Below are 26926 nucleotides of genomic sequence, written 5' to 3' on the forward strand. Positions count from 1 at the left end.
CGACTTACTCCTCGTCTAGGGAATCGGGTTCGAGCACATGGTCCATCATGTTGGTCAGCATGGTCCGGATATGACAGTCGGGCAGTTCGTAAAGCACGTTGCGCCCCTGCCGACTTTGCTTAAGCAAGCGCCCGGCGCGCAACAGCCGCAGATGTTGCGAAGCCAGGCTCTGGCTCACGCCGACGTCCTGCGTCAGCTCGCTGACGGTGCGCGGCCCATCCAGACACGCGACCACCAGCCGCAGCCGATTGGGCTCGCCCAAAAGGCGAAACACATCGGCCAGTAACGCGCCCTCATCCGGTGTCATGCATATACCAACATATGAACACATCCTAATATGTTCATATCAATCTTGATGTCAATCAGGATTGGTGGATTTCAATGCCGCCGAGGCGCGGTACGCCCCGTTACATCACCCTCGGATCCGGACCGATCCGCCCATCGGCATCGTCCAGCGCATCGATCGCCGCCATGTCCTCATCGTCCAGCACCAGCTCGGTCGCCGCGAAGTTATCCGTCATATGCGCCGCATCCGCCGCCTTGGGGATCACCGACAGGCCGTGCGCCAGATGCCAGGCCAGCACGACCTGTGCGGTCGAGCGACCATGTTTCTCCGCGATGCCCGCAATCTCGGCCGTCTTCAGCAGCGCCCCGCCCTGCCCCAACGGGCTCCAGCTCTGGGTCACGATGCCGTTGGCTTCATGATAGGCCCGCGCCTCGCGCTGCTGGAAGCGGGGGTGGAGTTCGATCTGGTTGACGGCGGGCACCACGCCGGTGGCCTCGATGATCCGGTCCAGATGCTCGGGCAGGAAGTTGGACACGCCGATCGACCTCGCCTTGCCCGCATCGCGAAGCGCGATCAGGCTTTGCCATGCCTCGACATAGGCGTCCTCGGCAGGCACCGGCCAGTGGATCAGATACAGGTCGACCGCCTCGACACCCAGCAGCGCCAGGCTTTCGTCCAGAGCGGCTTCGGCGTCGCGGTGGCGGTCGTTCCACAGCTTGGTGGTCAGGAAGGCGTCGGCGTCGCGAAGCCCGTCGCCCGCGCCGCGCTCATTGCCGTATATGGCGGCGGTGTCGACCAGGCCGTATCCGGTATCGAGGCCACGCCGCACCACCAGCGCCGCCTGCGAATCCGGGATCTGATAAGTGCCCAGCCCCAGCTGGGGCATGGCGCGGCCGTCGTTCAGGGTCAGTGTCTTCATGCCGTCCCAAACCGGCCGCCCCCTCATGCGGTTCCGATTGACCCCCGCCCCCCGATCGCGCAAGTCGCTGCCCCCATGGTCGAGCATATTCTTTCCGCGCTGGCGAGCTTCGCCATCTGGGTCATTTCCACCGGTGGCTATCTGGGCATCATGCTGCTGATGGCGATCGAGAGCGCGTGCATTCCGCTGCCCTCCGAGATCATCATGCCGTTCGCGGGCTATCTGGTGTCGACCGGGCAGTTCAACCTGTACCTCGCCGCGACGGCGGGCGCGCTGGGCTGCAATCTGGGTTCGATCGTCGCCTATGAGATCGGCAAGCGCGGCGGACGGCCGGTCGCCGAGCGCTGGGGCAAGTACCTGCTGATCGGGCCGGGCGAGCTGGACGCCGCCGACCGCTTCTTCGCGCGCTATGGTTCGATCGCGGTGCTCATCGGGCGTCTGCTGCCGGTGATCCGCACCTTCATCGCCTTTCCGGCGGGTGTGGCGCGGATGAAGCTCGTCCCCTTCCACCTCTACACCTTTCTGGGCAGCTGGCCCTTCTGCCTGGTGCTGGCCATCGTCGGACGCGAGCTGGGCGAGAAGTGGGATTCGGACCCGCGCGTCAAGGCGTTCTTCCACCGCGCCGACCTGGCGATCGGGATCGTGCTGGTCGTGCTGATCGGCCTTTACATCTGGCACCGGGTACGCGGGCTGAAGCGCGCGCAGGACTGAACCAGCCCCAAAGCGAGCGGGACCGCCACCGCCGCCCAGAGGTACAGGCCGTGCCAGCTCGTCCATCCCCACCATTCGGAGGGGATGGTGCGCAGGTCGCCGAACAGGAAGCGCTGCTGCATCACCGCCTGCCACCAGGCCCAGCGGAAGGTCGGCGGGGCGAAGATCTCGGCCGATGCGATGGTCAGGTTGATCGCCATCGATCCCGTCAGCACCGACGCGAGCAAGCCGCGCATCCAGAGCCGCCGCGCCATCGTCCAGAGCGGCGCCAGCCCCAGCGCCATCACGCCCGCCAGCGGCATGGCATGACGCGGGCCGGTGGCGTTGCCGCCATCCCAATAGACATAGGCCGCATTGACCAGCAGCGCGACCAGCGCGACCCCGGCGGCGGTCAGCGCCAGCCCGCGCGTCGCCCGATCCTCGCCCAGCCGCCACAGCCCGATCGGGGCCAGCACCAGTACCGGCGCGACCCAGACGATCCCGCGCGTCGGGCCGGTCAGGATTTCGCGAAGCACCGCGATCCGGGGAAAGGTCAGTCCGAACAACCCGTGGTTCATCCCCTCGAACCCGACCACGCCCGAATAGCCGATGCGGAACGGCGTCCCGAAGGCGAAGAGATTATAGGCGAACAGCGGCAGCAGTCCGGCCACGCCCGCCGCCAGCAACGGTAGCAGCGCCTTCGGGGTCGCCCGGTGCCGCCACAGCGCCCAGAGCCCGATGACGGTCCCGGCCAGGACCGCCTGATACTCGACCACCACTGCCCAGCCGAGCGCCAGCCCCGCCACCGCCAGCCAGCGTCCACCGCCCCGCGCCATCCCGATCAGCGCGATGACGAACAGCGCCGCCACGCTCGCATGGCCGAGCAGGGTCGTGGAATAGCCCCAGATCGGCGTCCCCAGCGCATAGCCGAGCGCGGCGAAGAGCCCCGCCCCTGCGCGGCCGCTCAGGCCCAGTGCGAAGTCGAACAGCAAAACGGCCGCGATCGCGGTCAGCAGCGCGGAGCCCGTGGCGGCGGCGACGCGGGTGCGCAGCTTCAGATAGTCGACGAAACCGGGATCGACCGTGGACATGATATGATGCTCGGCCCGGTCGCCGGTGGCCAGATCGGTCAGCGCCACGGCGGGCAGCGCCATCAGCGTCATGCCCGGCGCCTTGTCGAGATAGGCATGCGCGCCGAACTGCGCCTTGTCGATGGTCAGCGGCGCGAAGGGGTCGATGGTCGCGGTGCCGTTCTCGACCATGCGGATCGCGGCGAAGAGGCGGGTCGCATTGTTGGGATTCCACTCCCAGGACCCGAACCAGACACAGGAGAACCAGACCAACAGGAACAGCCCCGCCCGAATGCCGCCCAAGCCCTGCCACCGCGTCATCGGATCATCCCCCGGTTCACGGGCTCCGGCGCTACCCGCCCTGCCGGTCGCGGACAAGCGCGCCTTGTCGAGGATTGAATCGCCTCCCTCTCCTTTTGTTCATCACCAGCCCCTATGAAGGCCTGATGCACAGCCGTTTCGAATCCCTGCCCAACCGCCGCGCCATCGTCGATCGCCGGGCGCTCGCCGACCAGGTCGCCGCCCTGGGGATCACGGGGCCGGAAGGCCGCACGCTCGTCACCCCCGTCCTGCGCGCCGCACTCGATGCCGGGCGGCAGGAAGTGGCGCGACGGCTGTCGCTCCATCCCTCGCGCGGGTTGGAGGCGGCGGCGGCGCAGGCCTATCTGACCGACCAGGTGCTGAAGGTGTTGTTCGAGTTCACCACCGACACGCTCTACCCCGTGAGCAACCCCACGGCGGGCGAGCGGCTGACCCTGATCGCGGTCGGCGGCTATGGGCGGGGCGAGATGGCGCCCTATTCGGACGTCGATATCGGCTTCCTCACCCCCTTCAAGCAGACTCCGCATGCCGAGCAGGTCATCGAATCGATGCTCTATTCGATCTGGGACCTGGGGCTGAAGGTCGGCCACTCCAGCCGTTCGATCGACGAGATGATCCGCCAGGCCAAGGCCGATGTGACCGTCCGCACCGCCCTGCTGGAGGGGCGTTTCCTGTGCGGCGACCAGGCGCTGTACGGCGAGGCATCGCGCCGCTTCAAGACCGAGATCCAGACCGATTCGCATCGCCAGTTCATCGCCGACAAGCTGGCCGAGCGGGACCTGCGCCACCGCAAGATGGGCGACACCCGCTATGTCGTCGAACCGAACGTCAAGGAGGGCAAGGGCGGCCTGCGCGACCTGCACGCGCTCTTCTGGATCGGCAAGTACGTCTATGACGTCGACCGCGCCGCCGAGTTGATCGACCGGGGCCTGTTCACCCGCGAGGAATATCGGCAATTCCACCGCGCCGACAATTTCCTGTGGGCGGTGCGCTGTCACCTCCACACCATCACCGGCCGGGCCGAGGACCGGCTGACCTTCGACGTGCAGCGCCAGATCGCCGAGCGGATGCGCTTCTCCGACCGGCCCGGCAAGGCCAAGGTCGAGCGGTTCATGCAGCTCTATTTCCTCCAGGTGAAGACGGTAGGCGCGCTGACCGGTGCGTTTCTGGCGCATCTGGACGAGCGGTTCGCGGCGCGGGGCCATCGTTTCGGCCTGCCCACCATCCGCAGGCGCCCGCGCCGGTTGAACGGCTTCGTGCTCGATCGCGGGCGGCTCGCTTTGCCGCGCGACAGCTTCTTCCAAGAGGACCCGGTCCGCCTGATCGAGATCTTCCAGCTCGCCGATCGTTACGAGCTGGAGGTCCATCCGCTGGCGGTGCGCGCGGCGTCGCGCGATGCCAAGCTCGCCGACGATATCCGCAACGATCCGCGCGCCAACGCCCTGTTCCTCGACGTGCTGACCAGCCGTCACGACCCCGAACTGGTGCTGCGCTGGATGAACGAGGCTGGCGTCTTCGGCCGCTTCATGCCCGATTTCGGCCGTGTCGTGGCGCAGATGCAGTTCGACATGTATCACCATTATACGGTCGACGAGCACACCATCCGCGCGCTGGGCCTGCTGGCGAAGATCGAACGGCAGGAACTGGTCGAGGAGCATCCCGTCGCCTCGGCGATCATCGACCAGATCGTGTCGCGGCGCGTCCTTTATGTCGCGGTCCTCCTCCACGACATCGCCAAGGGGCGTGGCGGTGACCATTCGATCCTGGGCGCGGAGGTGGCCGAGCGGCTTTGCCCACGCCTGGGCCTGAGCGAGGCCGAAACCGAAACGGTGGCGTGGCTGGTCCGCTGGCACCTGCTGATGTCCGCCACCGCGTTCAAGCGCGACCTGTCGGACTTCAAGACGATCCTCGACTTTTGCGAGACGGTCCAGAGCCCCGAGCGGCTTCGCCTGCTCCTCCTGCTGACCATCGTCGACATTCGCGCGGTCGGGCCGGGGACGTGGAACGGCTGGAAGCGCCAGCTGCTCGCCGACCTGTACGACGCCGCCGAGGAGGTGCTGCGCCTGGGCCACAAGCAGCGTGGCCGGACCGAGCGGATTGCCGCCAAGCAGGCGCGGCTGGCCGAGATACTGGGCTGGCCCGAGGCGCAGTTCGCTGCGCTGGTCCGCCGCCTGCCCGAGGCATACTGGATCGCCGAGCCCGAGGATGTGCTGGCCCATAATGCCCGCCAGATGGCGGCGGCGGGCGATGCGCAGCTGTCGATCGACGCGCAGGTTTACGGCGAGCGCGGCGCGACCCTGGTGTCCATCTATGCCGCCGACCATCCGGGCCTGTTCTATCGTATCGCGGGCGCGATCCATGTCGCGGGCGGCAACATCATCGATGCGCGCATCCACACCACGCGCGACGGCATGGCGATCGACAATTTCCTGGTGCAGGATCCGCTGGGTCGACCCTTCGACGATCCCGGCCAGTTGTCCCGCCTGCGCCGCGCGATCGAGGATGCGCTGGCCAATCGCAGCAAGCTGGCCGACCGGCTGGTCGCCAAGCCCAATGCCCGGCCGCGCGCCGATGCCTTCCCTATCGCGCCCAACGTCCTGATCGACAATCGCGCGTCCAACCGCTTCACGGTTGTCGAGGTCCATGCCCGCGACCGCCCCGCGCTGCTGAATCAGCTGGCCCATGCGCTGTTCCAGTCGAAGGTGACGATCCACTCCGCCCATGTCGCAACCTATGGCGAACGCGCCGTCGACGTCTTCTACCTGACCGACCTGACCGGGGATCAAATTACCAATGGCGGCCGGTTGAAGACGCTGGAGAAGAGGCTGCTGGGCGCGGCGGCGGGCGAAGCGCTGGAGATCGCGGCATAAACGGCCTTGCGATCACCGCACCTTGCAGGAGAGCAAGATTCCCATGCTTGGGTGCGTCGTCCCGACATGATACCGCCCCCGCATGGCCGACCTGAACAATATTCCCGCCCTGATCGCCGATATGGGCCAGCGGGCCCGCAGCGCCGCCGTCACGCTGGCGCAGATGCCGACCGAGGCGAAGGCCGATGCCCTGCGCGCCGCCGCCGCCGCGATCCGCGAGGCGACGCCGGCGGTGCTGGAGGCCAATGCGCGCGACGTGGCGGCGGGCGCGGCCAACGGTCTGTCCACTGCCATGCTCGACCGGCTGACGCTGGACGAGGCGCGGATCGCGGGCATCGTCGCGGGCGTGGAGGCGGTGGCCGCTCTTCCCGATCCCGTGGGCGAGCGGATCGACGAGCGCACCCGGCCCAACGGCCTGAACCTGTCGCGCGTTCGCGTGCCGGTGGGGGTGATCGGCATCGTTTATGAAAGCCGCCCCAACGTCACGGTCGACGCCGCCGCCCTCTGCGCCATGGCGGGCAATGCCGCGGTCCTGCGCGGCGGGTCGGAGGCGGTGCACAGCAACCGTGCGCTGCACGCCGCCTTCGTCCGGGGATGGACGGCGGCGGGCGGACCTGCGGATGCGGTGCAACTGGTGCCGACCACCGACCGCGCCGCCGTGGGTGCGATGCTGGCCGCCGACGGGCTGATCGACCTGCTGATCCCGCGCGGCGGCAAGAGCCTGGTCGCGCGGGTGCAGGCCGAGGCCAAGGTGCCGGTGCTCGCGCATCTCGACGGGATCAACCATGTCTATGTCGATGGCTCGGCCGATCATGACATGGCGCGGCGGATCGTGCGCGATGCCAAGATGCGCCGCACCGGCATTTGCGGCGCGATGGAGACGCTGCTGATCGACCGCGCCTACTGCCACCCCGCCGAACTGGTCGCCGCGCTGATCGACGCGGGTTGCACGGTGCGTGGGGATGCCGACATGCGCGAGATCGTTCCCGGACTGGAGGCCGCCACGGCCGAGGACTGGGATACCGAATATCTCGATGCGATCGCCAGCGTCGCGCTGGTCGACGGCCTGGAGGGAGCGATGGCCCATATCGCCGCGCATGGATCGCACCATACCGACGCGATCGTCGCCGAGGACACGGGCGTCGCCGAGCGCTTCCTGGCCCAGGTCGACAGCGCCATCGTGCTGTGGAACGCATCGACCCAGTTCGCGGACGGCGGCGAGTTCGGACTGGGCGCCGAGATCGGCATCGCCACCGGGCGGCTGCACGCGCGCGGTCCGGTCGCGCTCGAAGGGCTGACCACCTATAAGTGGATCGGGCGCGGGACCGGGCAGATCCGGGCCGAAAATCAGGGATGAGGATCGGTCTGCTCGGCGGGTCGTTCAATCCCGCCCATAAGGGGCATCGCCGCATCACGCTGGACGCGATGCGCGCGCTGAACCTGGACGAAGTGTGGTGGCTGGTGTCGCCGGGCAATCCGCTCAAGGACGGTGCCAGCGACATGGCGCCCTTTGCCGCGCGGTTCGCCTCGGCCCGGAAAATGGCACGCCGCGCGCCGATCCGGGCCAGCGCGATCGAGCAGGAACTGCACACCCGCTACACGCTCGACACGGTGCGGAAAATCCAGCGCCGCTACCCCGGCCACACGTTCATCTGGCTGATGGGCGAGGACAATCTGGAGCAATTTCATCGCTGGCGCGGGTGGCGCGATATTGCCCGCGCGATCCCGATTGCGGTTATCGGCCGTCCGGGGTACAATGCCGCCGCCCACGCGACACCCGCGCTGGGCTGGTTCAGGCGTTTCCAGAGGCGTCCGGGCCAGGCGAAGAACTGGACGATGTGGAGTTTGCCGGCCTTCGTGCTGTTGCGCTTCCGCCCCGACCCGACTTCCGCCACGGGCCTTCGGGCCCGCGATCCGGACTGGTTTCGGCATATGGGCCGGAACGTCCCCTGAACAGGAGCTCACTTGGCCACTTCCCCGCAATCGCCGCGTCCGTCCGATCCCGCCGAGGTGGAGGCGCTGCATCGCCTGATCCTCGCGTCGCTGGATGACGACCAGGCGGTGGAGACGATCTCGATCCCGCTCGCGGGCAAATCGTCGATTGCCGATTTCATGGTGATCGCCAGCGGTCGCTCGACCCGGCAGGTCGCCTCGATGGCGATGAAACTCGCCGAGAAGATCAAGGCCGAGTTCGGCCGCTCGGTCCGGATCGAGGGTCTGCCGACCGCCGACTGGGTGCTGATCGACGCGAACGACGTCATCGTCCACCTGTTCCGGCCCGAGGTCCGCAGCTTCTACAATCTGGAGCGCATGTGGGCGTTCGGCGATGCGCCGACTCCCCCGGCCAGCCCGGCCGACCGTAACCCCTGATTCACGCCAAGGTCCGCCCGTGCTGCTGCATATCGTCGCGCGCGGGCGGATCGGCCGTTCGCCCGAGGCCGAGCTGGTCGACCGCTATATCAAGCGGATCGGCTGGCCGACCAAGGTCACCGAACTCCCCGACACCGGCGGCAAGGTCCCGCCGTTAGAGGGACAGGCGCGTCTGGTCCTGATGGACGAGAAGGGCGAGAACCTGTCCTCGATGGATTTCGCGCGTCGGCTGGAGCGCTGGCGTGACGATGGCGTGCGCGAGTGCCGCTTCATGATCGGCGCGGCGGATGGATTCGAGGATGCCGACCGCGCTCGCGCCGACCTGCTCATCTCCTATGGCCGGGCGACCTGGCCGCACATGATGGCGCGCGCGATGCTGGCCGAGCAACTGTTTCGCGCGACCAGCATCCTCGCCAACCATCCCTATCACCGCGAAGGCTGAACACGTGAGGCGGCGGCATGGCGTGCTGGCGCTGGCGGCCCTGGCGCTGCTCGGCGCGACCGACATCGCCGCCGACCAGCGACGGCTAGCCGATGCCCGTGCGGGTGCGGCGGCAGCGCAGGCGCGAGCCCAGGCGCTGGAGCGACAGGCCGGAGCCGAACGCAACGCCGCCGCCATCGCCCAGGCCAAGGAACGCGCCATGGCCGCCCGCGTCGCTGCGGCGGAGGCCGAGGTGACGGCGGCCCGCGCCCGCGTCGATCTGGTCGCCGGGCTGCTGGAGCAGCAACAGGCGAAACTGGCCAGCGCGCAGGCCCCGCTCGCGCATCTGCTGGCCGCGATGCAGAGCATGGCCGCGCGTCCCCCGGTCGCGGCGGTGGCACAGCCCGGCTCGGTCGCCGATCTGGCGCATGTCCGCGCGGTCTTCGCCACCGTCGCCCCCGTCATCGCGGCGCGTTCTGCCACCGTCCGCGCCGAACTGGCCGCCACCCGCCGGGTCCGCGCGCAGGTGACGGTGGCAGCGCGGGCGCTGACCGAGACCACCGCCAAGCTGGAATCCGAACGCCAGGCGCTGGCCCGCCTGGAGGCACGCCATCGCGGCCGCGCCGAGGCGCTGGGCCAGGTCGCCATCGACGAATCCAACCGCGCACTGGCGCTGGGCGAGGCGGCGCGCGACATCGTCGACCGCATGGCCGAGCGGGGCGAGGCGCAGGCCACGGCGGGCGAACTGGTCGCCCTCCCCGGCCCTGTCTCGCGTCCGCTCGGGGCAGGCGTCATGGGCCCGGTGATCCCGCCGGACACGTATCGCCTGCCCGTGAAGGGACGGGTCACGGGCGGCTTCGGCGAGGTTTCGGATTCGGGCGTGCGGGCGCGCGGCATCACCTTGTCGACCGTTCCCTATGCGCCGGTCCTCGCCCCCGCAGGCGGCGAGGTCCGCTATGCGGGCGCATTCCGGGGCTATGGCGGGATCGTCATCCTGAATCACGGCACCGGCTGGACCAGCCTGGTAACCGGTCTGGGCGGCATCGCGGTCAAACCCGGCGACCATGTCGCGGCGGGGGCGGTCCTCGGCCGTGCGGGACGAGGACGAGCCGGTGTCGAGCCGCGCGTGACGGTCGAATTGCGCCGCGACGGGCGTCCGATGGATATTGCCGCCCTTCTGGGGTGAGGGATTGCCTTCCGGATGGTGTGCATCATCTCAAGGCGGTAAGTGTTCGCGATGCTCACGCCCTTTTTGCTGATCGCCATGGTCCTTGCCCAAGTGTCCGGGGTGCCACAGCCCGCACGCCAGCAGGCGCTGATGAACGAGATTGAGGGGATCATAGTACTGCCCCGAGGTGCCGGGCCGCTCGCGTCCTATGGTCGGAACTATGCGTTGTCCGGACCCGATAAGGTGGTGGCCACCTATCTGTTGCCATCGCCGTCGATCGACTTCAGTCAGAGGTGTGAGGAGATGCTGGCGGACTTCAGTTCCCGACCTTGCACCAAGAGCGAGATAAAGGCTCAAGTGCGATCGGAGGCAGAGCGCAAAGCGGCGGAAACGCCCGCTGGCAAGAGACGCTGGCATCAAAGTGCCAAGGCGCTCCCCCGCATCAACGACGGCGAATGTATGCAGGTCAACGTCGAGTATGAAATTTCGACACGCCGCGTCATCACGGTTTCCTGCAACGGTCAGGCATAGCGTCTGATGCGCCGTCGCCCGATATGACCAGCGGCGGGGATCGAACCCACACCCCGACGATTGCCGAGGATCGCTGAGGCGATACGTCTACCAATTCCGTCACGCTGGTGGCAGTCCATAGCATGGAACGCGGCAAGGTGGGGCGCTGTTGGTTCTCGACATTCCCCACCCTTCGCTCACCCCCCGTTCAGCACGGTTGCGCTTTGATTGCGTCCGGCTTCCCGCTACACAGGCGGTCTGCTTATCTGGTCCAGGACCCTCGATGCCCCGCCCGCTTTTCAGACTTCCGCTGCCGAACCGTCCGCTTCTGACTGCTACTGCCCTTGTCGGCGCGCTGGCCATGGTGCCGATCACGACCTCCGCGATGGCGGCGGTGGACAGTTCGACCGTCCGCCAGTTCGACCGGTTCCTCGACGTCTACAACCGGATCAAGGCCGATTATGTCGACAAGGTCGACGACGACACGCTGATCAAGGGCGCGATCCAGGGGATGCTGGCGGCGCTCGATCCGCATAGCAGCTATGTCGACGCGCTCGACTTCGACAACCTCAAGATCCAGACCGAGGGCAATTATGGCGGGCTGGGCCTGACCGTCTCGATGGAAGACGGCGCGATCAAGGTCATCGCGCCGCAGGAAGATACCCCGGCGGGCCGCGCGGGCGTCAAGTCGGGCGATTACATCACCCATATCGACGGCAAGCTGATCTATGGCCAGTCGCTGGACGAGGCGATCGGCCAGATGCGGGGCAAGCCCGGCACCAAAATCAAGCTGACCATCGTGCGCCCCGGCCGCGACAAGCCGATCGAGCTGACCCTGACGCGCGAGGTCATCGTCCAGCGCCCCGTCAAGTGGGAGGTGAAGGGCGATGTCGGCTATATCAACATCAACACCTTCTCCGAAAACACCGGCGCCGACACGCGCGCGGCGATCATGGCGATCGACAAGGCGTTGGGGCATCGGCCGCTGGGCTATGTCGTCGACTTGCGCGACAATGGCGGCGGCCTGCTGACCCAGGCGATCGCGGTCAGCGATGCGTTCCTGGATCACGGCGAGATCGTGTCCCAGCGCGGCCGCGAGAAGTCGGATATCGAGCGTTATTACGCCAAGCCCGGCGACGATGCTCACGGTCTGCCGGTGATCGTGCTGACCAACTCCGGCACCGCCTCGGCGTCGGAGATCGTCGCGGGCGCGCTTCAGGATCATCACCGCGCGCTGGTGATGGGCGAGCGCAGCTTCGGCAAGGGATCGGTCCAGACGCTGCTGCCGCTGGGACCGGAGACGGCGCTCCGCCTGACGACCGCGCGCTACTACACCCCCTCGGGCCGGTCGGTGCAGGAGGGCGGGATCGAGCCCGACATCAAGGTGCCGCAGATTTCCGATCCCGATTACAAGACGCGCCCCGTCTTCCGCGAGGCCGATCTGCGCCGCCACCTGATCAACGAGGTGAAGGCGGACAATTCGATCCTGGAAGAGGATACCAAGGCCGATCCGCGCTTCGCCGCCACGCCCGAGGCGCTGAAGAAGCAGGGGATCGAGGACTTCCAGCTCTATTATGCGCTGAAGACGGTCGCGCGTCTGGGCGGCCCGGCCCAGATCGCCGCCGCCACCAAGCCGCCGGTGAAGTGATCATGGCCGTCGCCCGCACCCGCAACGAGAGACTGGCGAACATCATCGCCTTCGCCCTGCCCGCCACGCTGCTGGCGGGGGCCTGGGGCAGCCAGCTGATCGGCGGGCTGTACCCGTGCGAGATGTGCCATTGGCAACGCTGGCCGCATTATGCCGCGCTGGTGCCCGCCTTCCTCGCCTTCTTCGTGCCCCAGCGCAGCATCCGGGGATCGCTTGTCGTGCTCGCCGCGTTGTTGATCGCGGTGTCGGGAGGGATCGGTGTCGCCCATGCCGGGGTCGAATATGGCTGGTGGCAGGGCTTTACCGCTTGCACCTCGACGGTGAGTTTCACGGGCGGGAGCGCCGCCGACCGGCTGAACGCGATTTTGAAGGCGCCGGTCATCCGTTGCGATGTGGCGCAATGGACCCTGGGCGGGATTTCGCTCGCCGGGTTCAATGCGATCTTCTCGCTGGGCGGTGCGGCGGCGATCCTGCTGTTGATGAGGAAGGCGCGATGAGCCAGCTTCGCTGGATGCCGGGCGACCGGCGCGAACCGATGAAGGCGATGGTCCGGGTGGACCAGGCCGGGGAATATGGCGCGACCCGCATCTATGCCGGGCAGCTGGCGGTGTTGGGCGACCGGCATCCCTTTGCACGCGCGATCCACCACATGGCCGAGCAGGAAGAGCGCCACCGCGCCTTTTTCGACCGGATGATCGCCGAGCGCCGGGTGCGCCCGACCCTGTTCCAGCCCTTCTGGGACAAGGCCGGTTTCGCACTGGGCGCGATCACGGCGGCGATCGGGCCGAAGGCGGCGATGGCCTGCACCGCGGCGGTCGAGACCGAAATCGACAAGCATTACCAGGAACAGCGCGACCAGCTGGGCGACAGCGACCCCGAATTGTCGGAGGCCATCGCCGATTTCCAGGCCGAGGAACTGGAGCATCGCGACCATGCGCTGGGCGCGGGCGCCGAGGAGGCGATCGCCTATCCGGTGATGTACGGACTGATCCGGGCGGGCTGCAAGGTCGCGATCGCGGCGGCCAAGCGCCTCTGAACGATATTGCGGGAGAGAGAGGATGACGAACCGGTCCCGGGCCGCCGGCATGTTGGCCATGATGACGATCGCAGGCATCGGCGCGGCCCCCGCGACGGCACAGCAGGTCGCCGCCCCCGGCGCGCTTCCGCCCAAGAAGATCGAGGCCCCCGGCGAGGTCTCGCGCAACGCGCCGGTCAACGGCGTGCTGACCCTGTTCGGCAACGAACGCTGCCCGACGGACAATCAGGGCAACGAGATCGTGGTCTGCGTCCGGCGCGGCGCGGAGGAACAGTTCCGCGTGCCCAAGGAACTGCGCGACCTGCAGGTCACACCCGAGAATGAGAGCTGGGCGGCGCGGGCGACGGGCACGCTGAACGAGGGTGCGGGCGTCAACAGCATCGGCAGTTGCTCGGCGGTCGGCGCGGGCGGTGCGACCGGCTGCTTCGTCCAGCGCGCGCGGGAGAACCGCGCGATCAACGCCCAGCGCAGGCGTGACGAGGAACCGCGGAATCCGTGATGTATGGGTGTCGGCAATTCTTTGAACCCCGACTCCATCCCTACACGGCCGAGTATGTAGCCTAAGCGCGCTTATAACTGCGGCAAGCATACCGTAACTGGACCCCGGCCTTCGCCGGGGTGGTGCGTTGAGAGGCGCAAGCGCAATTCACGGTAAGTGTCGTCGAAGCGCCCGCGCCGCAGCGCTAGTTTGGCGAAGGGTTGGCTCTTCGCTCAGGCCGAACGGGGGTGGGGAAATCGACTGACATTGGTCAGGGCAGACCTATCTGTCCTGCCACCATTCCCGACTTCCGTTCACGCTGAGCAACGTCGAAGCGCACGCCAGACTCGGGCGGCCGGGCCTATGCCGGACCTGCCGCCCGCCAGAATGCGACCGGGAAAGCCCCGCCGCCCCCTCAAGCCGCCACGGCCTGCACCCGCGGCATCTGCGCGATCCGTTCCAGCGCCAGCGCGCGGGCCGCCTCGTCCGGCGTGATGCCGTTCTGCTCGGCCAGTGCCAGCACCGCGCCCATCTTCCGCCCGACGGCCTGGACCCGCCGCCGCACTTCGGCCGTGCGCCAGCCCAGATATTCGCCCGCCACATTGATGATCCCGCCCGCATTCGCCAGGAAGTCCGGAGCATAGAGGATGTCGCGAGCGGCCAGCCGTTCGGCCATGTCCTCGCTCGCCAGCTGGTTGTTGGCCGCCCCGCACACCACGCTCGCGCGCAGCTGGGCGACCGTGTCGGCATCCAGCACCCCGCCCAATGCGCAGGGCGCCAGCACATCGACGCGCGCCGACAGCAGCGCCCGGCTGCTCATGACCATCGCGCCGAACCGGTCGGCGGCGCGCGCCGCCACCTCGCTGCGCGGTTCCGCCACGATCAGCTTGGCCCCCTGTTCGTGGAGCAGTTCGCATAGCGCATACCCGACATGGCCCAGCCCCTGAACGCCGACCGTCACGTCGGAAAGCTCCGCGCCCAGCCGCTGACGAACCGCGACACGCATGGCCTGAACCACCCCCAGCGCCGTCCAGGGCGAGGGATCGCCGCCGGGCTTCTGCCCGGAAACGGGTAACCCGGCGACATGGCGCGTGCGCGTGGCGACCTCTGCCATATCCGCCACGCTGGTCCCGACATCCTCGGCGGTGACATAGCGACCCTTCAGCTCGGCGACCTGACGCCCGAAGGCACGGAACAGCGCGGCACGGTCGAACGGTCCCTGGGGCAGGCGGATGACCGCCTTGCCGCCGCCAAAGGGCAGATCGGCCAGCGCATTCTTCAACGCCATGCCCTCGGCCAGCCGCAGCGCATCGACCGTCGCGCTGCGGTCGTCGGCATAATGCCACAACCGGCACCCGCCCGCCGCCGGGCCGAGCACGGTGGAGTGGAGCACGATGACGCCGCTCGCCCCGCTGTCCTTGTCGTGGAACGTCACCACCTCTTCGGGCGGCAGGCTCTGGCGGTCTTGGGCTGGGTGCAGCATCGATCGTATCCCTGAACTTTCTCTGACATGGAGATAGCCCAGCGCGAGAGGCGAAACTGATCCGATTGATTAGGCCAATGTCGATTTATCGGCTAATATGACCTCATAGTGGCTGACTGAAGGATGAAATGTCTCACGATCTCGATATCTGGGAAAGACGCATCCTTGCCCTGCTGCAGGAGGATGCCAGTCTTTCCACCGCCGCCATCGCCGAAGCCGTCGGCCTGTCGGCGTCACCTTGCTGGCGGCGGATCGACCGGTTGGAGCGTGACGGGATCATCAAGCGCCGGGTCGCGCTGGTCGACCGCGCCAAGGTGGGGCTGAAGGCGCAGATCTTCGCGCAGGTGAAGCTCAACGCCCATGGCCGCGCCAATCTCGACGAATTCACCGCCGCCATCCGTGAAGTGCCGGAAGTGATGGAGTGCCATGTGCTGATGGGCTCGGTCGACTTCATGCTGCGCATCGTGGCAGCGGATATCGAATCCTATGAGCGGCTGTTCTTTAAAAAACTGTCGAACCTGCCCGGGGTGCAGGAAATCAACTCGACGGTGGCACTGTCGGAGATCAAATCGACCACGTCGCTGCCGATTGCCGGGTGAGGCCCTCACCTTGCCGTTTAGGCCTGTCACACGGCCCCCGCTCCGTTCGCACTGAGCGTGGTCGAAGTGCACGCCACGCGGTGGAACCGATCAACCGTCCAGGCTCTTCCGCTAACCCTGCTGGCTAGCGCAGCTTGGGTAGGGGTTGAGCGAGCCTTCGGCTCGCGCGCTCGCGGATGCGAGCGCAGCACCCCTCACCCAGCTCCGACTAAGCCTTTGCTTCGCAAAGGCCAAGTCTGCGCAACCCTCTCCCCTCTATGAGGGGCGAGGGGGGAAGGGCATGGCTCAATGTCGATCCGCTCTAGATCGAGACTGTTGATGCCATTGCCTGAAACGCGAAGTTTTCAGGCATAAATTACATGAAATGCCCCCCTCCCCTTCAGGGGAGGGGTCGGGGGTGGGGCGCTTCCGCAAGCGCGGCGTTCGTGGAAAGGCCCCACCCCAACCCCTCCCCTGAAGAGGAGGGGCTCACGTTGATTCAAGACATTGTCGTCAGGCTCGAACCTTCGTCGCTCAGGCTGAGCGGAGATCAGATTCGACATTCTCCACGCACGCCCAAAACAAAAACCCCCGGCAGCCCATTGAGCCACCAGGGGTTCTCAAAAGCATCGCGCAACCCGGGGAAGCCCCCCCCCGAGTCGCCGCGCATCACTTCGGGGCCAGCACCATCAGCATCTGGCGGCCTTCCATGCGCGGATAGGCTTCGACCTTGGCGACCTCGGCGACCTGCTCGGCGACGCGCTGGAGCACGTTCATGCCCAGCTGGCCGTGGCTCAGTTCGCGACCGCGGAAGCGCATGGTGACCTTCACCTTGTCGCCCTCGCCGATGAATTCGACCACCTTCTTCATCTTGGTGTCGTAATCATGGTCGTCGATGTTCGGACGCATCTTGATCTCCTTGATCTCCTGCGTCTTCTGCGACTTGCGGGCGAGGTTCGCCTTCTTCTGCGCCTCGTACTTATACTTGCCGACGTCGAGGAACTTGGCGACGGGCGGGTCCGCGTTCGGCGACACCTCGACCAGGTCGAGGCCGAGCTCCTGGGCCTGGGCCATCGCCTCGCGCGTGTACATCACGCCGAGATTCTCGCCCTCATGGTCGATCACGCGAACCTTGGGGCTTTGAATCCACTCGTTGAACCGAGGACCGTTCATCGGCGGCGCCTGCATCGGACGGCGCATCATGGGAGGACGTATGGGTATTTCTCCTGTGGCAATTACGATTTCAATATAAGCGATCGGGGGCAAATTTGAAAGGGCGAGACAAACGTCCCGCCCTTTCCTTTAGCTTATGAGGATTCAGCCGCGCAGATCCGGCGGCGTCGCTTCCTCACGCAGCATGGCGATGGCTTCGTCCAGCGTCATGATCTCCTGCGCCTGGCTGCCCAGACGGCGGACGGCGACCTTGCCCTCCTCGGCCTCGCGCTTGCCGACGACCAGCAGCACGGGGACCTTGGCAACCGAGTGCTCGCGCACCTTGTAGTTGATCTTCTCGTTGCGCAGGTCGGTCTCGACGCGGATGCCCGCCGCCGCCAGCTTGGCCGCCGCCTCTTCCGCATAGCCGTCCGCGTCCGACACGATGGTCGCGACCACCGCCTGCACCGGTGCCAGCCACACGGGGAAGCGGCCCGCATAATGTTCGATCAGGATGCCGATGAACCGCTCGTACGAGCCGAAGATCGCGCGGTGGAGCATGATCGGGCGATGCCGCTCGCCATCCTCACCGATATAGGACGCATCGAGTCGCTCGGGCAGAACCCGGTCCGACTGGATGGTGCCGACCTGCCAGGTGCGGCCGATCGCGTCGGTCAGATGCCATTCCAGCTTGGGCGCATAGAAAGCCCCCTCGCCCGGCAGCTCTTCCCAGCCATATTGCTCGGTGGCGAGGCCAGCGCGCACGACCGCGTCGCGCAGCTCGGTCTCGGCCATGTCCCACATCTCTTCGGTGCCGAAGCGCTTTTCGGGGCGCAGCGCCAGCTTGATCGAGTAAGTGAAACCGAAATCCTTGTAGATCCGGTCCGCCAGTTCGCAGAAGGCGCGAACTTCCTCGACGATCTGGTCCTCGCGGCAGAAGATATGCGCGTCGTCCTGGGTGAACTGGCGCACGCGCATCAGGCCGTGCAGCGCGCCATGCGGCTCGTTGCGGTGGCAGCAGCCATTCTCATAGAAGCGCAGCGGCAGGTCGCGATAGGACTTGATCCCCTGGCGGAAGATCAGGACGTGCGCCGGGCAGTTCATCGGCTTCAGCGCCATCCACTGCGCATCGTCCGACACCAGCGGGCCTTCGTCCTCGACGTTCGGTACCTCGTCGGGGATCACGAACATATTCTCGCGATACTTGCCCCAATGGCCCGACTGCTCCCACTGGCGCGCGTCCATCACCTGCGGGGTCTTCACCTCGCGATAGCCGCCCGCGTCGATCGCGCGGCGCATATAGGCCTCCAGCTCGCGCCAGATGCGATAGCCCTTGGGATGCCAGAAGACCGAGCCATGCGCCTCCTGCTGGAGGTGGAACAGGTCCATCTCGTTGCCCAGCTTGCGATGGTCGCGCTTGGCGGCTTCCTCCAGGCGGGTCAGATGCTCGGCCAGCTGCTTCTTGTTGAGCCAGCCGGTGCCATAGATGCGGCTGAGCATCGCGTTCTTCTGGTCGCCGCGCCAATAGGCGCCCGACACGCGGGTCAGCTTGAACGCATTGGGATCGAGCTTGCCGGTGGAGGCGAGGTGCGGCCCGCGGCACATGTCGAGCCAGGCATCCTCGCCCTTGCCCGCACGATAGACGGTCAGTTCCTCGGTATCGGGCAGTTCGGCGGCCCATTCGGCCTTGAAGCTCTCGCCCTGCGCCGTCCAGCGCTCGATCAGCTGTTCGCGGGTCCAGACCTCGCGGATCAGCGGCTCGTCCTTGGCGATGATCTTGCGCATCTCGGCCTCGATCGCGGGCAGGTCCTCCTCGGTGAAGGGGCGATCCTTGGGCGCGAAGTCGTAGTAGAAGCCGTCGTCGGTCGCCGGACCGAAGGTGATCTGCGTGCCGGGGAACAGCGCCTGCACCGCCTCGGCGAGGACATGCGCATAGTCGTGGCGGGCGAGTTCGAGCGCATCGGCCTCGTCCTTCGCAGTCACCAAGGCCAGCGCGGAGTCGCCCTCGAACGGGCGCATGATGTCGCGCAGTTCGCCATCGACGCGCGCGGCGATCGCCGCCTTGGCGAGGCCCGGACCGATCGCGGCGGCGATGTCCGCGGGAGTAGTTCCGGGCGCGACCTCACGGACGGAACCGTCGGGCAGCGTGATACGGAACATCGCGGACATGGATACTCTCTTCGATTAGGGCTGGTGATGCGCCAGCTGAACCCGGCGCGAGGGGCTCTATAGGGAAGAAACGGCGACAGGTATATGGGGTGGCGCTCAGCCCTGCGCCCGGATCTCCGGCAGCACTTCCAACGCGGGCCGGGCATACCAGTAACCCTGGTGATACCGCACGCCCAGATCGCGCAGCGTCGCGGCCTCAGCCGCCGTCTCGATTCCCTCGGCGATCAGCAGCGTGTCGAGTTCGGCGCACATGCCGACCACCCCGCGCACGATGGCGCGGCGGCGGGGATCGGTGTCGATGTCGCGGACCAGTTCCATATCCAGCTTCACCTCGTCGGGGGCGAAGCGCATGAACCGGTCGAGCCCCGAATGGCCCGCGCCGAAATCGTCGATCGCCACCGAAAAGCCGATCTGCTTGTAGGAATCGATGATGCTCGCGACATGTTCGGGCGATCCCATCTGCTCGTTCTCGGTGAACTCGAAGATCAGCCGGTCGACAGGCAGCCCCTGCGCCTGGGCGGTGCGCAGGGTCAGCTGGATACAGGCCATCGGCGAATAGACGGCATTGGGCAGGAAGTTGATAGACAGCCGCGCATCGCCGTCCATGATCCCCGCCGCCATCGCAGTTTCGATCGCCTTCACCCGGCACGCCTGGTCGAAGGAATAGCGGTTCGCCTCGTTCACCTGCGACAGCACGCTATACGCGCCCTCGCCCCTGAGGCCCCGGATCAGCGCCTCATAGGCAAAGGGACGCCCGGTCATGGTGTCGACGATTGGCTGGAATGCCATCGTGAACGGGATCTCGAAATCGACACCGTCGCGGCATCCACTGCAGATTTTGCGCATTTCCATGCCCCCCGGCTAATTGGAATTGGTTAACGCCTTGCCTCACCGGAATTTTCCGATGCAAGGCGCTTGCCCAGAAAAAGGGCGGCGGTGGTCCGTATCCACCGCCGCCGCAAGGTTCAGGACCTGGGCGTCAACCTTGCTGGCCGCCGCCGTGACTGGCCTGTCCGCCCTTTGCCCCGGCCTCGGCCGCGCGTTCGGGGTCGTTCTTGAAATTGCCGCCGCTTTCCTGACCACCCTTGCGTCCTGCTTCGGATGCCTTTTCGCGGTCGTTGGCAAAGTTGCCCGGATTATTCTCGCGGCCGCCGCCGCCATTGCTGTTGGCCATCTTGTCTCTCCTACTGCCCCCGCAGCGCAAAGACGAAGCGGCGAAGCCTCAAGTTTCGGAAATCCGCGCAACAATTATATTCTGCATAAGTGACAGATCATGATCTGTTTAATGGAGCGAAGCGGTACGGACTTCAGCAATCCTGACCCATATCATTATCAGCCACAGGGACGGAGCCCGAAATAACGGGGCGAACCACATCATGTCTTCGCCGATATCACGCGGCGCAGCCGGTCCCTATTAATCGATTGGGTAGACCGCCATCGCCGTGACCTTGCCGTCGATGGGCGTAGGCGACAGGTCGATACGAACCGGTGGTGCCGGTGGCGGAAACCGGGATTTACGAGGGCGAGTTTGTCTGGGCCATCGCGGTCCGTGCGATGCATGGGCCAAGCGCCATGCCTTGATCGCCTTCCCTCACGCGATCCCGAACGGCACGAGGTGATTGTCCTGCGTATGACCGATCCGCGCCCGCCCCAGATAGGGCACGCCCATCTCGGTGCACCAGCGCTGGATCATGAACTCCAGCGTCTCGCCCCATTCGGGCTCGTTGGCCTGGACGTTGCTGACCGCGCCCAGCCGGACGCCCGCCACGCCCTTCAGCTGGGTGGCGTTGGCCATGGTGAACAGCATCCGGTCGACGGCATAAAGATGCTCGGACACTTCCTCGATCATCAGGACATGGTCGGTCAGGTCAGGCAGCCAGGGCGTGCCGATCAGCGCATGGAGGATCGACAGGTTGAACGCCGCCGCCGGGCGGCCGTCGAGGCCCGGCTCCAGCCCCTGCCGATCGCCGCTCACCAGCCAGCCGAGCGAACGCGCCACGGTCACATCGCCATGCTGGCGGCGAATGTCGCTCGCCATCGGCCCATGCACCGGCCGTCCGATCCGCCGGGCATAGAGCGCGGCCAGCACGAAGCCGAGGTCGGAATAGCCGATATAGGTCTTGTGCCCCGCCGCCGCGTTCAGATGGGGCATGACCCGCGACAGGATGCGGTTCGATCCGTATCCGCCGCGCAGGAACCAGATCGCGTCGATGCCGGGATCGTTGGCGAACTCCAGAAAGGCCGAGGCGCGGCGTTCGTCGGACCCGGCGAAATGGCCGTCCTGCTCATAGCATTGCGGGTGGAAGATCAGGTCGACATCCGGATAGGCGATCGCGGCAAAGGCGCTGACCGGGGCTTCGGCGGCGGGGTTGCCGATGCTGGCGGGGGCGAGGATTCCGATCTTCATGCTGGCGTACCCCCTTGGCTGCCGATCCGGCGGGGCATTGCCCTGTGCCGCATTACCGCCGATAGCGTGGCGCCATGACCAACGGCAATTCCTGTTTTCTGGTGGGTATCGGCGGATCGGGGATGATGCCGCTGGCGATGATCCTGCGCGCACGCGGCTGGACGGTGGCGGGCTCCGACCGGGGACTGGATCAGGGGCGCGTCGCCGCCAAGTTCGACGCGCTGCGCGCCGCCGGGATCGCGCTGTTCCCCCAGGACGGATCGGGCGTGACCGCGGCCGACCAGCTCGTCATCGCCTCGGCCGCCGTCGAGGAGACGGTGCCCGACATCGTTGCCGCCAATCGGCTGGGCTGCGCCCGCGCCACCCGCGCGCAGGTGCTTGCCAGCCTGTTCAACGAGAGCGCGCTGCCCATCGGCGTGGCGGGGACCAGCGGCAAGTCGACCGTCACCGGCATGATCGCCTTCATCCTGCACGAAACGGGGCGCGATCCGACCGCGATGAACGGCGCGGTGATGAAGGACTTCGTCTCGCCCGACAGTCCCTTTGCCAGCGCGCTGGTCGGCGGCGGCGAGGCGTTCGTCAGCGAGGTGGACGAAAGCGACGGTTCGATCGCGCTCTACAATCCGGCCATCGCGGTGCTGAACAATGTCAGCCTGGACCATAAGTCGCTGGAGGAATTGCGCGACCTGTTCGGCGGGTTCGCAGCGCGGGCGCGTCATGTCGTGGCGAATGCGGGCGATGCCGAGACGGCTGCCTTGCTGGCCGACATTCCCAACCTGACCACCTTTGCGGTGGAGGGGGCGGCCGATCTGGTCGCCGAGGCGCTGAAGCCTGAACCCTTCGCGATTCAATTCGACCTGATCACCGGGGGGGCAGGCTATCACGTCCGGCTATCGGTGCCGGGCCGCCACAATGTCTCCAACGCGCTGGCCGCCATTGGGGCGAGCGTGGCGGCGGGCGTGCCGCTGATCGATGCGATCCGCGCGGTCGAGCGCTTCACCGGCCTGAAACGCCGGTTCGAGAAGGTCGGCGAGGCGAAGGGCGTTACCGTCATCGACGATTTCGGCCACAACCCCGACAAGATCGCCGCGACGCTCGATACGCTCCATGCCTTTCCCGGCCGGTTGCTGATCCTGTTCCAGCCGCACGGTTATGGCCCGCTCAAGGTCATGCGGACCGAACTGGTCGACAGCATCGCCGCACGGATGAAGCCCGACGACGTGCTGGCGATTCCCGACCCGGCCTATTTCGGCGGCACCGTCGCACGCGAGGTGACCAGCGCCGACATCGTCGCCGACCTGCGCGCGCGCGGCCTCGATGCCCGCCACATCGCCGACCGTGCCGAGGCCGCGGCAATGCTGGTGGCCGAAGCGCAGGAAGGCGACCGTATCGTGGTGATGGGCGCGCGTGACGACACGCTCAGCCTGCTGGCGCAGGACATGGTGGAGCAGCTGGCAGCGACGTAAAGGACGCTTGACGTAAAGCGAACTTTCCATGTAAAGCTTCCTTCACATACGAGGGAGGTTCGTGATGCGTTTGCAACCTGAAATGAAGCGATATACCCGCCGCCTGCTGGCGACGATGACGCTCTATGCCGTCGCTCTGATCGGCGCGAATATGTGGTTCCGTCATGCGCCTCCCTCAGGCCCGCTGGCCTATCTGGTCGCCATTCTGCCCGCGCTGCCGATCATGGGCGTCTTCGTCGTGATCGGCCGCTTGCTGGTGGAGATGCGCGACGAATATGTCCGGATGCTTCTCGTGCGACAGTCGCTCATCGCAACCGGCTTTGCCCTGTCCGTTTCGACGGCATGGGGGTTTCTGGAGGGCTTCGGGCTGGTCGAGCACACCCAAGGTTACTGGACGACCGTCCTTTGGTTTGGTGGCTTCGGGCTGGGCGGCTGTGTCAACGCATTGACGGAATGGCGGGCGAGGGCGTGAACAACCACCTCCGCACCCTGCGCGCCGAGCACGGTTGGAGCCAGCAGGATCTGGCCGAACGGCTGGAGGTCAGCCGCCAGAGCGTCAACGCGATCGAAACGGGGCGCTACGATCCCTCGCTCCCCCTCGCCTTCAAGATCGCCGAGCTGTTCGGCTGCGCGATCGAGGACATCTTCGTCAGCCCGTCCAAAGGCTGATTTGGCCCATTCCCATCGTCATGATAGGATCGACGCCAACGGCCATAGGAGAACGCCCGTCATGTTCCGTCGCCTGTTTACCGAACATCCCGAAAGCGTCGGCGAAAGCTATGTCGAGCATTTCGGCGTCGCGGCACGGTTCGGGGGGATCATGATCCTGGGCGGGCTGGGCGCGATCGTGCATGCCGTGGTGCCCGGGCTATGCACCACGACGGGCAGCGACACGGTCGCCCGGCTCCATGCCGAGATGGTGGCCAAGCGGCGCAAGAAACAGGCGGCACAGGTGCAGATGAAGAGCGTCGAATATGTGATCTGAGGGGGGTGCCCCTCCTTCCGTTCGGCCTGAGCATAGTCGAAGGCCACGCCGCGGCCTCTCCAGGCATCTCCATGGGGAGGTCATCTCTTGGCCTTCGACTTCGCTCAGGCTGAACGGAGGCGGGACATTGCGCCGTCGGGTTTCCAATCCCTTCCCCGCCCCCTAAATCCCGGTCATGACCGACACGCCCACACCCCGCCCCAAGCTCGCCCATCACTGGACGCCGGGGACCGGCCCCGCGATCGTGTTCCTGCCCGGCTATGCCTCGGACATGCAGGGGTCGAAGGCGCTGGCGCTGGAGGCATGGGCCCAGGCGAACGGCCGGGCCTTCCTGCGCTTCGACTATGGCGGCTGTGGCGATTCGGAGGGCGCGTTCGAGGATCAGGCGCTGGCCGACTGGCGGGACGACGTGGTCGCGATGCTCGACGATGTGGTGAAGGGACCCGCCATATTGGTCGGATCGTCGATGGGCGGCTGGCTGATGCTGCTCGCCGCCAAGGCACGCCCCGAACAAGTCCAGGCGCTGGTCGGCATCGCGCCCGCGCCCGACTTCACCGACTGGGGCTTTTCCGAGGAGGAGAAGATGACGATCCTCCAGGCCGGGCAACTGGAGCGGCCCAATCCTTATGGCCCCGCCCCCACCATCTATACCCGCCGTTTCTGGTCGTCGGGCGAGGCCAATCGCCTCACGTTCGGCTCCATCGCGTTCGACGGGCCGGTCCGCCTGCTTCAGGGCATGGCCGACCCCGATGTGCCCTGGCAGCGGACCACCCATCTGGCGCAGCTGTTCCGTTCAGCCGATGTGCAGACTGTCTTGATCAAGGACGGGGATCACCGGCTGTCGCGCGATGCCGATATCGCGCTGCTGATCCGGGCCGTCGAGGACGTGTTGCACCGCCTATGATCCTGCTCTCCCTGGCGCTCGCCGCCGCCGTCCAGTCCGCCCCCGCCAAGACGCCGCCCCTCCCCACCGACCCGCGCGAGGCGCGCTATCAGCGCTGCGTATCGCTCGCCGACACCAATCCCGCTGCGGCCAAGGTCGAGGCGGGCAAATGGCGGCTGGCGGGCGGCGACTATTTTGCGCAGCAATGCCTGGGCCTCGCCTTTGCGGCCGAGCGCAGCTGGAGCGCCGCGGCCAGCGCCTTCGAACAGGCCGCCCGCGCCGCCGAGACCGCGCATGACGTGCGTGCCGCCAATTACTGGGCACAGGCGGGCAATGCCTTTCTGGCCGGCGGGGACGCCACCCATGCCCGCGCCGCGCTGGATGCTGCACTCGCGGCAGGCGAGTTGAGCGGCTTCGCGCTGGGCGAGGCGCAGCTCGACCGGGCGCGGGCCTCGGTGGCGGGCGGACAGATGGCCGCCGCGCGGGTCGATCTGGATGCGGCGCTGGCCAACGCGCCTGCCGATCCGCTCGCCTGGCTGCTCTCGGCGACGCTGGCGCGGCGGATGAAGGACCTGCCCCGCGCGCAGAAGGACATCGCCCAGGCGCTGGCCCGCTCCGCCGACGATCCCAGCGTCCAGCTGGAGGCGGGCAACATCGCCGCCGTCGCGGGCGACGAAGCGGGCGCCCGCAAGGCGTGGAGCGAGGCCGCCCGCCTCGCCCCGCCCGACAGCCCGATCCGCGCCGAGACGGCCAAGGCGCTCTCGCAATTCCCGTCCCGCTAATCCCTTATCGCACGTAAAGGTCATGCTTTCCCGTTCGGGATAGCATGGCTGTCCCGCCCGAGCGGCCCCGTTGAACAGGCAGAACCACCGATGCGCTATCTCCACACCATGATCCGCGTCAGCGATCTCGACGCCAGCATCCGCTTCTTCGAGCTGCTGGGCCTTAAGGAGGTCCGGCGGGTGGACAACGAGCGCGGGCGTTTCTCGCTGATCTTCCTGGCCGCGCCGGGCGACGAAGGCCGGGCCGAGGTCGAGCTGACCCACAATTGGGATCCCGAAATCTATACCGGCGGTCGCAATTTCGGGCATCTCGCCTACCGCGTCGACGATATCTACGCGACGTGCCAGCGGCTGATGGATGCCGGGATCATCATCAACCGCCCCCCGCGCGACGGGCATATGGCCTTCGTCAAGACGCCCGACGGCATCTCGATCGAACTGTTGCAGGACGGTGCGCTGCCGCCCGCCGAACCCTGGGTCTCGATGCCCAATGTCGGAAGCTGGTAAGAGGCTTTCCATGGAAATCGTTCGAGTCCCCGTCCTCTCCGACAATTATGCCTGGCTGATCCATGACGCCGGGCAGACCGTCGCGCTCGACCCCGGCGAGGCCGCGCCCGTCGCGGCGGCGGCCGCCGCGCGCGGCTGGACGATCGATCAGGTCTGGCTGACCCATTGGCATCCCGATCATGTCGGCGGTGCCGCCGCGTTGAAGGCGCAAGGGGCCCGCGTCGCGGGTCCGGCGGCGGAGGCGGCGAAGATCGACGGGCTCGACACGCTGCTGGACGAAGGCGACACCATCGCGGTCGGTGACGCCGTGGCGACCATCTGGTCGGTGCCCGGCCATACGGCGGGCCATATCGCCTTTCACATCGCCGACCGGGCGACGATCTTCACCGGCGACACGCTGTTCGCCATGGGATGCGGGCGGCTGTTCGAGGGAACGGCGGCGCAGATGCACGCCAATATGCGCCGATTCGCGGGGCTGCCGGGCGACACGCGCGTCTATTGCGGCCACGAATACACCCTGTCCAACGCCCGCTTCGCCGCCGCCGTCGAGCCCGACAATGACGCCATCGCCGAGCGGCTGGCCGATGTCGTCGCGATGCGCGAACAGGGCGAGCCGACCATTCCGACGACCATCGCGCTGGAGCGGGCGACCAACCCCTTCCTCCGCTCGGTCGACGCGGACGAACTGGCGCAGCGCCGTGCAGCCAAGGACGCGTTCAAGGGTTAA

At 66.9% G+C, this 26926-nt stretch carries 30 protein-coding genes and 1 tRNA gene; 21 read left to right on the forward strand and 10 right to left on the reverse strand.

Annotation, left to right across the window (positions count from 1 at the left end):
• Positions 1-4 precede the first annotated feature (4 nt).
• Positions 5-307 (reverse strand): ArsR/SmtB family transcription factor, encoded by a 303-nt coding sequence (locus ACQR50_RS14670; RefSeq protein ID WP_428968870.1) that lies wholly within the window; start codon positions 305-307, stop codon positions 5-7.
• Between the two features lie 100 nt (positions 308-407).
• On the reverse strand, positions 408-1205 hold the full coding sequence (locus tag ACQR50_RS14675; protein WP_428968871.1) for an aldo/keto reductase: 798 nt from the start codon (positions 1203-1205) through the stop codon (positions 408-410).
• A gap of 75 nt (positions 1206-1280) precedes the next feature.
• Between ACQR50_RS14675 and ACQR50_RS14680 the strand changes: the two genes are divergently transcribed.
• Positions 1281-1916, forward strand: a complete 636-nt coding sequence (locus ACQR50_RS14680; RefSeq protein WP_056436910.1) for a DedA family protein — start codon at positions 1281-1283, stop codon at positions 1914-1916.
• On the opposite strand, the gene ACQR50_RS14685 is transcribed toward ACQR50_RS14680, so the two are convergent.
• A complete protein-coding gene (locus ACQR50_RS14685; RefSeq protein ID WP_428968872.1) occupies positions 1871-3286 on the reverse strand; it encodes a hypothetical protein in 1416 nt (471 codons plus the stop codon). The two genes, ACQR50_RS14680 and ACQR50_RS14685, sit on opposite strands and share 46 nt — an antisense overlap.
• 125 nt (positions 3287-3411) lie before the next feature.
• On the opposite strand from ACQR50_RS14685, the gene ACQR50_RS14690 reads away from it, so the two are divergent.
• The 7 genes from ACQR50_RS14690 (at position 3412) to ACQR50_RS14720 (ending at position 10646) form a co-directional block, all read left to right on the forward strand.
• Positions 3412-6156, forward strand: a complete 2745-nt coding sequence (locus tag ACQR50_RS14690; RefSeq protein ID WP_428968873.1) for a [protein-PII] uridylyltransferase — start codon at positions 3412-3414, stop codon at positions 6154-6156.
• Positions 6157-6238: 82 nt separating this feature from the next.
• Positions 6239-7513: a glutamate-5-semialdehyde dehydrogenase gene (locus ACQR50_RS14695; RefSeq protein ID WP_428968874.1), complete on the forward strand. Its 1275-nt coding sequence runs from the start codon at positions 6239-6241 to the stop codon at positions 7511-7513.
• A complete protein-coding gene (locus ACQR50_RS14700; RefSeq protein ID WP_428968875.1) occupies positions 7510-8109 on the forward strand; it encodes a nicotinate-nucleotide adenylyltransferase in 600 nt (199 codons plus the stop codon). Before ACQR50_RS14695 ends, ACQR50_RS14700 begins: the two co-directional genes overlap by 4 nt.
• 12 nt (positions 8110-8121) lie before the next feature.
• Positions 8122-8526, forward strand: coding sequence for a ribosome silencing factor (rsfS, locus tag ACQR50_RS14705; RefSeq protein ID WP_042483930.1), 405 nt, complete (start codon positions 8122-8124; stop codon positions 8524-8526).
• Positions 8527-8545: 19 nt separating this feature from the next.
• Positions 8546-8968 (forward strand): 23S rRNA (pseudouridine(1915)-N(3))-methyltransferase RlmH, encoded by a 423-nt coding sequence (locus ACQR50_RS14710; RefSeq protein WP_042483928.1) that lies wholly within the window; start codon positions 8546-8548, stop codon positions 8966-8968.
• A gap of 4 nt (positions 8969-8972) precedes the next feature.
• Positions 8973-10133 carry a murein hydrolase activator EnvC family protein gene (locus ACQR50_RS14715; RefSeq protein ID WP_428968876.1) on the forward strand — a complete coding sequence of 387 codons (1161 nt, stop codon included), beginning with the start codon at positions 8973-8975 and terminating at the stop codon, positions 10131-10133.
• A gap of 42 nt (positions 10134-10175) precedes the next feature.
• Positions 10176-10646, forward strand: coding sequence for a hypothetical protein (locus tag ACQR50_RS14720; RefSeq protein WP_428968877.1), 471 nt, complete (start codon positions 10176-10178; stop codon positions 10644-10646).
• 25 nt (positions 10647-10671) lie between these two features.
• Here the strand turns inward: ACQR50_RS14720 and ACQR50_RS14725 are convergent.
• A tRNA-OTHER gene (locus ACQR50_RS14725) sits at positions 10672-10755 on the reverse strand.
• A 231-nt stretch (positions 10756-10986) separates the two neighbouring features.
• Between ACQR50_RS14725 and ACQR50_RS14730 the strand changes: the two genes are divergently transcribed.
• Genes ACQR50_RS14730 through ACQR50_RS14745 form a run of 4 tightly spaced genes read left to right on the forward strand, consistent with a single transcriptional unit; the run spans position 10987 to position 13808 of the window.
• A complete protein-coding gene (locus ACQR50_RS14730; protein ID WP_428970716.1) occupies positions 10987-12273 on the forward strand; it encodes a S41 family peptidase in 1287 nt (428 codons plus the stop codon).
• A gap of 2 nt (positions 12274-12275) precedes the next feature.
• Positions 12276-12770 carry a disulfide bond formation protein B gene (locus tag ACQR50_RS14735; protein WP_428968878.1) on the forward strand — a complete coding sequence of 165 codons (495 nt, stop codon included), beginning with the start codon at positions 12276-12278 and terminating at the stop codon, positions 12768-12770.
• Positions 12767-13309 carry a demethoxyubiquinone hydroxylase family protein gene (locus ACQR50_RS14740; RefSeq protein ID WP_058744552.1) on the forward strand — a complete coding sequence of 181 codons (543 nt, stop codon included), beginning with the start codon at positions 12767-12769 and terminating at the stop codon, positions 13307-13309. Before ACQR50_RS14735 ends, ACQR50_RS14740 begins: the two co-directional genes overlap by 4 nt.
• 22 nt (positions 13310-13331) lie before the next feature.
• A complete protein-coding gene (locus tag ACQR50_RS14745; protein WP_056436887.1) occupies positions 13332-13808 on the forward strand; it encodes a hypothetical protein in 477 nt (158 codons plus the stop codon).
• Between the two features lie 394 nt (positions 13809-14202).
• Here the strand turns inward: ACQR50_RS14745 and ACQR50_RS14750 are convergent, their stop codons facing one another.
• Positions 14203-15270, reverse strand: coding sequence for a Glu/Leu/Phe/Val family dehydrogenase (locus ACQR50_RS14750; RefSeq protein WP_428968879.1), 1068 nt, complete (start codon positions 15268-15270; stop codon positions 14203-14205).
• A gap of 128 nt (positions 15271-15398) precedes the next feature.
• Between ACQR50_RS14750 and ACQR50_RS14755 the strand changes: the two genes are divergently transcribed.
• Positions 15399-15869 carry an Lrp/AsnC family transcriptional regulator gene (locus tag ACQR50_RS14755; protein ID WP_428968880.1) on the forward strand — a complete coding sequence of 157 codons (471 nt, stop codon included), beginning with the start codon at positions 15399-15401 and terminating at the stop codon, positions 15867-15869.
• A gap of 648 nt (positions 15870-16517) precedes the next feature.
• Here the strand turns inward: ACQR50_RS14755 and infC are convergent.
• The 5 genes from infC to ACQR50_RS14780 form a co-directional block, all read right to left on the reverse strand.
• A complete protein-coding gene (gene infC / locus ACQR50_RS14760; protein ID WP_037569087.1) occupies positions 16518-17051 on the reverse strand; it encodes a translation initiation factor IF-3 in 534 nt (177 codons plus the stop codon).
• Positions 17052-17165: 114 nt separating this feature from the next.
• Positions 17166-19169 (reverse strand): threonine--tRNA ligase, encoded by a 2004-nt coding sequence (gene thrS / locus ACQR50_RS14765; protein ID WP_428968881.1) that lies wholly within the window; start codon positions 19167-19169, stop codon positions 17166-17168.
• 96 nt (positions 19170-19265) lie between these two features.
• Positions 19266-19958, reverse strand: coding sequence for an EAL domain-containing protein (locus tag ACQR50_RS14770; protein ID WP_428968882.1), 693 nt, complete (start codon positions 19956-19958; stop codon positions 19266-19268).
• A gap of 190 nt (positions 19959-20148) precedes the next feature.
• A complete protein-coding gene (locus ACQR50_RS14775; protein ID WP_056436877.1) occupies positions 20149-20343 on the reverse strand; it encodes a general stress protein in 195 nt (64 codons plus the stop codon).
• 417 nt (positions 20344-20760) lie between these two features.
• Positions 20761-21576, reverse strand: coding sequence for an LD-carboxypeptidase (locus tag ACQR50_RS14780; RefSeq protein ID WP_428968883.1), 816 nt, complete (start codon positions 21574-21576; stop codon positions 20761-20763).
• 74 nt (positions 21577-21650) lie between these two features.
• Here ACQR50_RS14780 and ACQR50_RS14785 point away from each other — a divergent pair, with 74 nt between their 5' ends.
• From ACQR50_RS14785 to gloB, 8 genes are all read left to right on the forward strand, one after another.
• Positions 21651-23042 carry a UDP-N-acetylmuramate--L-alanine ligase gene (locus ACQR50_RS14785; RefSeq protein ID WP_428968884.1) on the forward strand — a complete coding sequence of 464 codons (1392 nt, stop codon included), beginning with the start codon at positions 21651-21653 and terminating at the stop codon, positions 23040-23042.
• An 82-nt stretch (positions 23043-23124) separates the two neighbouring features.
• The gene (locus ACQR50_RS14790) at positions 23125-23514 is read left to right on the forward strand and encodes a hypothetical protein (RefSeq protein WP_428968885.1); all 390 of its coding nucleotides are present in this window, start codon (positions 23125-23127) and stop codon (positions 23512-23514) included.
• The gene (locus ACQR50_RS14795) at positions 23496-23711 is read left to right on the forward strand and encodes a helix-turn-helix transcriptional regulator (protein WP_428968886.1); all 216 of its coding nucleotides are present in this window, start codon (positions 23496-23498) and stop codon (positions 23709-23711) included. The genes ACQR50_RS14790 and ACQR50_RS14795 overlap by 19 nt, the downstream gene beginning before the upstream one ends.
• Positions 23712-23772: 61 nt before the next feature.
• Complete coding sequence (locus tag ACQR50_RS14800) at positions 23773-24027, forward strand: DUF6356 family protein (RefSeq protein WP_428968887.1); 255 nt, start codon at positions 23773-23775, stop codon at positions 24025-24027.
• A 175-nt stretch (positions 24028-24202) separates the two neighbouring features.
• Complete coding sequence (locus ACQR50_RS14805) at positions 24203-24931, forward strand: alpha/beta hydrolase (protein ID WP_428968888.1); 729 nt, start codon at positions 24203-24205, stop codon at positions 24929-24931.
• Positions 24928-25692 (forward strand): tetratricopeptide repeat protein, encoded by a 765-nt coding sequence (locus ACQR50_RS14810; RefSeq protein WP_428968889.1) that lies wholly within the window; start codon positions 24928-24930, stop codon positions 25690-25692. Before ACQR50_RS14805 ends, ACQR50_RS14810 begins: the two co-directional genes overlap by 4 nt.
• A 90-nt stretch (positions 25693-25782) precedes the next feature.
• Complete coding sequence (locus tag ACQR50_RS14815; RefSeq protein ID WP_076717443.1) at positions 25783-26199, forward strand: VOC family protein; 417 nt, start codon at positions 25783-25785, stop codon at positions 26197-26199.
• A gap of 10 nt (positions 26200-26209) precedes the next feature.
• Positions 26210-26926: a hydroxyacylglutathione hydrolase gene (gloB, locus tag ACQR50_RS14820; RefSeq protein ID WP_219020859.1), complete on the forward strand. Its 717-nt coding sequence runs from the start codon at positions 26210-26212 to the stop codon at positions 26924-26926.

Source organism: Sphingomonas sp. Xoc002 (assembly GCF_050408055.1).
GTDB lineage: Bacteria > Pseudomonadota > Alphaproteobacteria > Sphingomonadales > Sphingomonadaceae > Sphingomonas > Sphingomonas yabuuchiae.

Excerpts from the sequence above, each read along its gene's own strand:
- ACQR50_RS14670 (WP_428968870.1), bottom strand. The coding sequence starts at position 307 with ATGACACCGGATGAGGGCGCGTTACTGGCCGATGTGTTTCGCCTTTTG.
- ACQR50_RS14675 (WP_428968871.1), bottom strand. The coding sequence starts at position 1,205 with ATGAAGACACTGACCCTGAACGACGGCCGCGCCATGCCCCAGCTGGGG.
- ACQR50_RS14680 (WP_056436910.1), top strand. The coding sequence starts at position 1,281 with ATGGTCGAGCATATTCTTTCCGCGCTGGCGAGCTTCGCCATCTGGGTC.
- ACQR50_RS14685 (WP_428968872.1), bottom strand. The coding sequence starts at position 3,286 with ATGACGCGGTGGCAGGGCTTGGGCGGCATTCGGGCGGGGCTGTTCCTG.
- ACQR50_RS14690 (WP_428968873.1), top strand. The coding sequence starts at position 3,412 with ATGCACAGCCGTTTCGAATCCCTGCCCAACCGCCGCGCCATCGTCGAT.
- ACQR50_RS14695 (WP_428968874.1), top strand. The coding sequence starts at position 6,239 with ATGGCCGACCTGAACAATATTCCCGCCCTGATCGCCGATATGGGCCAG.
- ACQR50_RS14700 (WP_428968875.1), top strand. The coding sequence starts at position 7,510 with ATGAGGATCGGTCTGCTCGGCGGGTCGTTCAATCCCGCCCATAAGGGG.
- ACQR50_RS14730 (WP_428970716.1), top strand. The coding sequence starts at position 10,987 with ATGGTGCCGATCACGACCTCCGCGATGGCGGCGGTGGACAGTTCGACC.
- ACQR50_RS14735 (WP_428968878.1), top strand. The coding sequence starts at position 12,276 with ATGGCCGTCGCCCGCACCCGCAACGAGAGACTGGCGAACATCATCGCC.
- ACQR50_RS14740 (WP_058744552.1), top strand. The coding sequence starts at position 12,767 with ATGAGCCAGCTTCGCTGGATGCCGGGCGACCGGCGCGAACCGATGAAG.
- ACQR50_RS14745 (WP_056436887.1), top strand. The coding sequence starts at position 13,332 with ATGACGAACCGGTCCCGGGCCGCCGGCATGTTGGCCATGATGACGATC.
- ACQR50_RS14750 (WP_428968879.1), bottom strand. The coding sequence starts at position 15,270 with ATGCTGCACCCAGCCCAAGACCGCCAGAGCCTGCCGCCCGAAGAGGTG.
- ACQR50_RS14755 (WP_428968880.1), top strand. The coding sequence starts at position 15,399 with ATGTCTCACGATCTCGATATCTGGGAAAGACGCATCCTTGCCCTGCTG.
- infC (WP_037569087.1), bottom strand. The coding sequence starts at position 17,051 with ATGATGCGCCGTCCGATGCAGGCGCCGCCGATGAACGGTCCTCGGTTC.
- thrS (WP_428968881.1), bottom strand. The coding sequence starts at position 19,169 with ATGTCCGCGATGTTCCGTATCACGCTGCCCGACGGTTCCGTCCGTGAG.
- ACQR50_RS14770 (WP_428968882.1), bottom strand. The coding sequence starts at position 19,958 with ATGGCATTCCAGCCAATCGTCGACACCATGACCGGGCGTCCCTTTGCC.
- ACQR50_RS14775 (WP_056436877.1), bottom strand. The coding sequence starts at position 20,343 with ATGGCCAACAGCAATGGCGGCGGCGGCCGCGAGAATAATCCGGGCAAC.
- ACQR50_RS14780 (WP_428968883.1), bottom strand. The coding sequence starts at position 21,576 with ATGAAGATCGGAATCCTCGCCCCCGCCAGCATCGGCAACCCCGCCGCC.
- ACQR50_RS14785 (WP_428968884.1), top strand. The coding sequence starts at position 21,651 with ATGACCAACGGCAATTCCTGTTTTCTGGTGGGTATCGGCGGATCGGGG.
- ACQR50_RS14790 (WP_428968885.1), top strand. The coding sequence starts at position 23,125 with ATGAAGCGATATACCCGCCGCCTGCTGGCGACGATGACGCTCTATGCC.
- ACQR50_RS14795 (WP_428968886.1), top strand. The coding sequence starts at position 23,496 with ATGGCGGGCGAGGGCGTGAACAACCACCTCCGCACCCTGCGCGCCGAG.
- ACQR50_RS14800 (WP_428968887.1), top strand. The coding sequence starts at position 23,773 with ATGTTCCGTCGCCTGTTTACCGAACATCCCGAAAGCGTCGGCGAAAGC.
- ACQR50_RS14805 (WP_428968888.1), top strand. The coding sequence starts at position 24,203 with ATGACCGACACGCCCACACCCCGCCCCAAGCTCGCCCATCACTGGACG.
- ACQR50_RS14810 (WP_428968889.1), top strand. The coding sequence starts at position 24,928 with ATGATCCTGCTCTCCCTGGCGCTCGCCGCCGCCGTCCAGTCCGCCCCC.
- ACQR50_RS14815 (WP_076717443.1), top strand. The coding sequence starts at position 25,783 with ATGCGCTATCTCCACACCATGATCCGCGTCAGCGATCTCGACGCCAGC.
- gloB (WP_219020859.1), top strand. The coding sequence starts at position 26,210 with ATGGAAATCGTTCGAGTCCCCGTCCTCTCCGACAATTATGCCTGGCTG.